Source organism: Kitasatospora sp. NPDC004240 (assembly GCF_053603215.1).
Window position 1 is genome coordinate 1 of sequence record NZ_JBSGFD010000348.1, and the last position, 5,114, is coordinate 5,114.

5 protein-coding genes are annotated in these 5,114 nt (G+C 76.3%); 2 read left to right on the top strand and 3 right to left on the bottom strand.

The annotated features are described in order from the left end of the window. The 3 genes from ACWEQL_RS40830 to ACWEQL_RS40840 all read right to left on the bottom strand — a co-directional run. Positions 1 to 743, bottom strand: a 743-nt coding sequence (locus ACWEQL_RS40830) for a nitronate monooxygenase (RefSeq protein ID WP_452156431.1), incomplete at its 3' end; no start/stop codon positions are given. Positions 744 to 1,086: 343 nt separating this feature from the next. Then, positions 1,087 to 1,731 carry a response regulator gene (locus tag ACWEQL_RS40835; RefSeq protein ID WP_452156433.1) on the bottom strand — a complete coding sequence of 215 codons (645 nt, stop codon included), beginning with the start codon at positions 1,729 to 1,731 and terminating at the stop codon, positions 1,087 to 1,089. After that, on the bottom strand, positions 1,728 to 3,101 hold the full coding sequence (locus tag ACWEQL_RS40840; RefSeq protein WP_452156435.1) for a sensor histidine kinase: 1,374 nt from the start codon (positions 3,099 to 3,101) through the stop codon (positions 1,728 to 1,730). Before ACWEQL_RS40840 ends, ACWEQL_RS40835 begins: the two co-directional genes overlap by 4 nt. A gap of 191 nt (positions 3,102 to 3,292) precedes the next feature. Here ACWEQL_RS40840 and ACWEQL_RS40845 point away from each other — a divergent pair, with 191 nt between their 5' ends. Next, the gene (locus ACWEQL_RS40845; RefSeq protein ID WP_452156438.1) at positions 3,293 to 4,369 is read left to right on the top strand and encodes an ABC transporter permease; all 1,077 of its coding nucleotides are present in this window, start codon (positions 3,293 to 3,295) and stop codon (positions 4,367 to 4,369) included. Then, a complete protein-coding gene (locus tag ACWEQL_RS40850; RefSeq protein ID WP_452156440.1) occupies positions 4,366 to 5,049 on the top strand; it encodes an ABC transporter ATP-binding protein in 684 nt (227 codons plus the stop codon). The genes ACWEQL_RS40845 and ACWEQL_RS40850 overlap by 4 nt, the downstream gene beginning before the upstream one ends. Positions 5,050 to 5,114: the final 65 nt, after the last annotated feature.

The window sequence follows — 5,114 nt, forward strand, 5'->3', positions numbered from 1 at the left end:
GCGACCTGGTCGAGGTGGTCGCACATCTGAAGCAGGTCGTCTGCGTCAAGGGCTGAGCCCGGGCGCGACCGGCGCGGAACGCGCGAGGGCCCGCACCCCTTCCGGGATGCGGGGTGGCCCGGGCCGTCACCGATCCCGCCCGCGGCGATCAGCGGCAGCGCGGTCACCGCCCGTACGGCGGCGAGGAGTTCGAGCAGCGGGAGGTCGCCCGGGGTGTCCGCCACCCGGAACGTCGCCCGATGGCCGCCCGCCTCCGGGCCCTGCACGCAGAGCGCGTCCACACCGGCCGCCTGCGCCCGGCGGGCCTCCTCGGGGGTGGTCACCGTCCCGATCTGCAGGCTTCCGGCCGCCCGCAGGGCCCGTACCTCCTCGGGCGAGGGCAGGCCGAAGGTGTACGAGACCACCGGCACCGGGTCCGCCGTCAGGGCGGCGATCTTGGCCTCCCAGTCGTCGCGGTCCGGCCCGGTCTCCTCGGGCAGGGTCACCCCGAGGGCCTCGGCCTCCGGCAGCAGCCGACGGCGGTACGCGGCGACGGCCGCCGGATCACCCGGCTCGCCCGGGACGAAGAGGTTCACGCCGAACGGCCGGTCCGTCGACTTCCGTACCCGGGCGACCTCCTCGGCCACGGCCCCGGCACCGCGGTACCCGGCCGCCAGGAACCCCAGCCCGCCCGCCGCGCTCACGGCGGCGACCAGCTCCGGGGTGGAGGCCCCGCCCGCCATCGGTGCCCCGACGACGGGCACCGCCAAACCCTCGATCCACCCGGCCACGGGACGACCCCTCCAGTCGGCGAACCACCCCGAACCCGCCCACCCTACGCCCCCCGGCCCACGCCTGGCCCGCGGTCGGGCACCGTGGCCGGGCACCACGCCGGACCCGCCCACGGGAGCGGGACCCCGGCCGGGCACCGCACGGGGGTCGGTGCCCGGCCGGGGTCCCGCTCGCGTCCCGCCGGGCCCTCGCCCCCGGACTCCCGCGCCTCCCGCACCGCCGCCGTCCGCGACTCGACGCCACCCCACCCCCACGCACAACCGCCGCCCGCGGGGCACCCACCCGCACGCCCCCGAACCCCCGCCCCCGGCGCGCTCACCCCCCGCGCCGGATCAACCCCCGCGCCCGCGCCTCCCGCACCGCCGCCGTCCGCGACTCGACGCCCAACTTCGTGTAGATGTGCACCAGGTGTGACTTCACCGTGGCCTGGCTGAGGTGCAGCTGCCGGCTGATCTGCAGGTTGTTGAGGCCGTCCGCGACCAGGCCCAGGACCTCGGTCTCACGGGCGCTGAGGGCCGCCGAGGGGGTGCGCATCCGTTCCAGCAGGCGGTCGGCGACGGTGGCCGCCAGGGCAGGACGCCCGGCCGCCGCGGAGCGCACCGCCGCGGCGAGCTCCTCCGGCGGGGCGTCCTTGAGCAGGTAGCCGGTGGCGCCGGCCTCCAGGGCCGGCAGGGTGTCGGCGTCGGTGTCATAGGTGGTGACGATCAGGACGCGCGGCGCCCCGGGCCGGGCGGTGATGGCCGCGGTGGCCTGGGCCCCGTTCATGGCGGACCCCGGCCCGAACTGGAGGTCCATCAGCACCACGTCCACCGGCACCCGCGCGGCCAGCTCGACGGCCTGCTCGGCGGTGGCCGCCTCCGCCACCACGGCGAGGTCCGCCTCGGTCTCCAGGACGGCGCGCAGCCCGGCCCGGACCACCGGGTGGTCGTCGGCCAGCAGCAGACGGATCGGTTCACTCACGGCCTGTCCTCCGATGACTCCGGCAACTCCGACGACGCTGACGACTCCCCCGGCTGCGCCTGCTCGGGAGCCGGCCCCTGTGCCGTCCTCCCCTGTCCCTGCCCCTGCGACTGCTCCCGCTCCGGCCGCTCGGCCGGGCCCCCGAGCCGCACCGGCTCCCCCGGATCCCGGCTCTCCCACGAGTCCGCCGGCACCGGCAGCAGCACCGCCAGTGCCGTTCCCTGGCCGGCGGCCGACTCCACCGCGAAGACCCCGCCGAGCGCCCGCGCCCTGGCCCGCATCGACGGCAGGCCGAAGCCGCCGTCCCCGGCCGAGGCGGGCAGCGCCTCCGGGTCGAACCCCTTGCCGTCGTCGAGCACGTCCAACGCCACCTCGCCCTCCATGTAGCTGAGCGTCACCTCGGCGCGGCGGGCGTCGGCGTGCCGGACGGTGTTGCCGAGCGCCGACTGCGCGATCCGCAGCAGCGCCACCTCGTACGGCACCGGCAGCTGGGCCGGCTCGCCGGAGACGTGCAGGTGGACGGGCAGGCCGCTGCGGGCGGTGGTGGTGGCGCAGAGCCGTTCCAGGGCGGCGGGCAGCGAGGAGCCGTCCAGGTCGGGCGGGGTGAGCGCGTGGACGAAGCGGCGGGCCTCGGCGAGGTTGTCCTGGGCGGCCTGGCGGGCCTGCTCGACGTACGCGGCGGCGGCCTCGGTGCGGTCGGGCAGGGCTCGTTGGGCGGCCCGCAGCAGCAGCTGGATGCTGGTGAGGCTCTGCGCCAGGGTGTCGTGGATCTCGCGGGCGAGGCGCTCGCGTTCGGCCTGCACCCCGGCGGCGTGGTGGGCTGCGTCGAGGTCGGCGCGGGCGGCGGTGAGCTCGTCGATCAGCCGCCGGCGCTCCTCGCTCTCCCGGTAGAGCGCCTGGTAGCCGAGCACGGTGGCGGTGGCCACGGCGGCGCCGAGGGCCGGCCCTATCGCGGCGGCCACGCTGAGCGTGTGCTGGTGCCAGGCGTACGCGGTGATCGCCGCGACGGCGGTGAGCGCGACGGCCGCCGGCCCGCCGCGGCGCCCGAGCAGGTGCAGCTCCAGGAAGTACAGCGGGAAGGCCAGCCAGACGCCGTCCTGGGTGGCGACGAGCACGCCGACCCAGGTCACGCCGAGCAGGGCGAGCCAGAGCGCGGCGGCCCGCCGGGAGCGGTGGACCGCGGGCAGGAAGGGCCCGGCCGCGTAGACGGCCGCCATCGCGAGGCATGCGGAGGTGACGGCCGCCGGGTCGCCGCCGCGCCCGAGGGCGGCACGGGTGACGGCGAGCGCCAGCAGGCCCGCGACCAGCAGGTGCAGGCAGATCTGGAGCACGCGGGCGACGGGGGTGGTTCGGGGTCGTTCGGTCGCCATTGGTCCAGCCTATGATCCGCCGCTCGCCCGCAGCATCAATCAAAAGGTTGAACTCGCACTCTGCCCTTCGATGCCGAGGAAGCAATCCCCGGTGCGATGCCCCGCGGCCCCCGTCGCGGCGAGAGTGGGCAGCGTCGGAGAAGTGCCCGGGCCGGAGCGCCGGACGGGCCGGGGGAAGTGGAAGGGGAGACGTGTTCGTCGCCTGGAGGGACCTCGCGTTCGCCAAGGGGCGGTTCGCCCTGATGGGGGCGGTCGTCGTACTGATCACCGTGCTGGTGGGCCTGCTGTCCGGTCTGACCGCCGGGCTGGGCCGGCAGAACATCTCGGCCGTCACCGGGCTGTCCGCCGACCACCTGGCCTTCGGCCGGCCGGCGGACGGGCAGAAGCTGTCGTTCACCGACTCCCGGGTGTCCCCGGACCAGTGGCGGGACTGGGCCCGGATACCGGGGGTGGAGCAGGCGCAGCCGCTGGGCATCACCACCACCAAGGCCGCGGCCGGCAGCCGCACGGCCGCGCTCTCGGCCTTCGGTGTCCCGGACGGCTCCGGGCTGGCCCCGCGGGGCGCGCTGATCGCTCCCGGGCAGGCGGTGCTCTCCACCGCGGCCGCCGAGAGCCTGGGCGACGTGACGGCGGGCGCGAGCATCACCCTCGGCGGGCGACCGCTGCGGATCGCGGCGGTGGCGGGCGACGCCTACTACAGCCACACCCCGGTGGTGTGGACGAGCCTGGGCGACTGGCAGCAGATCTCCCCCACCGCCCAGGGCGGCGCCACCGTGATCGCCCTGACCACCACCGCCGACGCGGACCTGGAAGCCGCGGACGCCCGGCTGGGCACCGAGACCCGCGGCCGGGAGGGCTCGCTCACCGCCATCGGCTCCTACACCTCGGAGAACGGCTCGCTCCAGCTGATGCGGGGCTTCCTGTTCGCCATCTCGGCGCTGGTGATCGGCGCGTTCTTCACCGTCTGGACGATCCAGCGCAGCGGCGACATCGCGGTGCTGAAGGCCCTCGGCGCCTCCACCCGGTACCTGCTGAAGGACGCGCTCGGCCAGGCCGTGCTGCTGCTGGTGCTGGGGACGGCCGTCGGGACGGCGATCGCGCTCGCGGCCGGTGCGGTGGTGGCCTCCGCCGTGCCGTTCGTCCTGGACGCGCCGACGCTGCTGCTGCCCGCCGCCGTGATGATCGCCCTCGGCGCGGTCGGCGCGGCCCTGTCCATCCGCCGGATCACCTCCGTCGACCCGCTGACCGCCCTGGGGAGCGCCCGATGAGCCTGCACCTCGACCGCATCACCCTCACCTACCCGGACGGCGACGAGCGGCTGACCGCGCTGGCCGACGTCTCCCTGGACGTGCCCAAGGGCTCGCTGACGGCGGTGGTCGGCCCGTCCGGGTCCGGCAAGTCCAGCCTGCTCGCGGTCGCCGCGACCCTGATCGCCCCGGACTCCGGCCGGGTCGTCGTCGACGGGGTGGAGACCACGGGTCTGGGCCGTGCCGAGCTCGCGGCGCTGCGCCGGCACCGCATCGGCATCGTCTTCCAGCAGCCCAATCTGCTGCCCTCGCTCACCGCGGTCGAGCAGCTCCAGGTGATGGCCCATCTGGACGGCCGCTCACCGCGGTCCGCCGCCGAGCGCGCGCACGAGCTGCTGGACGCGGTCGGCCTGCGCGCCCAGGCCACCCGCCGTCCGCACCAGCTGTCGGGCGGTCAGCGCCAGCGGGTCAACATCGCCCGCGCCCTGATGAACGACCCCACCGTGCTGCTGGTCGACGAGCCGACCAGCGCGCTGGACCACGAGCGCGGTGCCGCGATCATCGACCTGATAACCGAGCTGACCCACCGCCGGGCGACCGCCACCGTCCTGGTCACCCATGACCGGGCGCACCTGACGGCCGTCGACCGGGTGGCCGAGGTCCACGACGGCCGCCTGACCGTCCCGGCCACGACCGCCTGAACGTCAGCGCGTGGGCGGGCGCGGGAGCGCCGGCCGGGACCGGGTCACCGGTCCCGGCCGGGGGC

What these genes read in the sequence shown, in the direction of transcription:
- ACWEQL_RS40850 (WP_452156440.1), top strand. Translation starts at nt 4,366, where the DNA reads ATGAGCCTGCACCTCGACCGCATCACCCTCACCTACCCGGACGGCGAC.
- ACWEQL_RS40840 (WP_452156435.1), bottom strand. Translation starts at nt 3,101, where the DNA reads ATGGCGACCGAACGACCCCGAACCACCCCCGTCGCCCGCGTGCTCCAG.